Genomic DNA, 894 nt, shown 5'->3' with positions numbered 1-894 from the left:
ACCGCTTATTTGCGTGAACGGATTACTGCCTATCCCGGCCTTAGCGGTCGGCGGCTCTTGCGAGAGCTGAAGGATCGTGGGTATGCCGGTGGCTACACTACCGTCACGGACTTTCTCAGAGACGTTCGTCCGACCTCAGAACCCGGCTTTGAAGTTCGGTTCGAAACAGCTCCCGGCGAACAGGCCCAGGTGGATTTCGCCCAATTCCATGTCGTCTTCACCGATGAGCCGGCAATCCCCAGGATCGTCTGGCTGTTTTCTATGGTGCTGGGCTATAGCCGTCTCATCTGGGCGCGCTTTGCTATGCATCAGGATCTGCCGACGGTGCTGCGATGCCACGCGGCGGCGTTCGATGCGATCGGCGGCGTTCCGCGCGAGATCCTTTACGACCGAATGAAGACTGCGGTCATCGGCGAAGGCGAAACGGGCGGCATTGTTTATAACCGCGCTCTGCTCGATCTCGCTCGCCATTTCGGCTTTCCAAAGGCCTGCAAACCATATCGCGCCAAGACGAAGGGAAAGGTCGAGCGACCATTCCGCTATATTCGTGAAGACTTCTTCCTGGCGCGCTCGTTTCGCAACCTTGATGATCTTAACACCCAACTGCGGCAATGGCTGGATGTCGTTGCCAATCCGCGCGTGCACGCCACAACGCAGCGCGTCGTCGTCGAGGCCTTCGCGGAAGAGCGCCTTCATCTGCGTCCCTTGCCGCTGGCTTCGTTCCGATCGGTTCTGCGGCTTGAGCGCAGGATATCCCGAGAGGGCATGGTGAGCGTTGGTGGAAACGCCTACAGCGTGCCCGACGCCACCAGAAGGCGGCTCGTCGAGGTTCACACCTTGGCCAATGAAGTTCGAATCTTCGAAGACGGTGCGCTGATTGCTGTGCATCCGGTG

At 59.2% G+C, this 894-nt stretch carries 1 protein-coding gene; it reads left to right on the top strand.

All coding sequences use genetic code 11. The features are described 5' to 3' along the window. Positions 1–894: IS21 family transposase (gene istA / locus NKH22_RS31475; RefSeq protein ID WP_352912434.1), on the top strand; the 894-nt coding region annotated here is incomplete at both ends.

Source organism: Mesorhizobium sp. M1252 (genome assembly GCF_040318265.1).
GTDB lineage: Bacteria > Pseudomonadota > Alphaproteobacteria > Rhizobiales > Rhizobiaceae > Mesorhizobium.
This window is presented reverse-complemented; position numbering and strand designations above follow the sequence as displayed.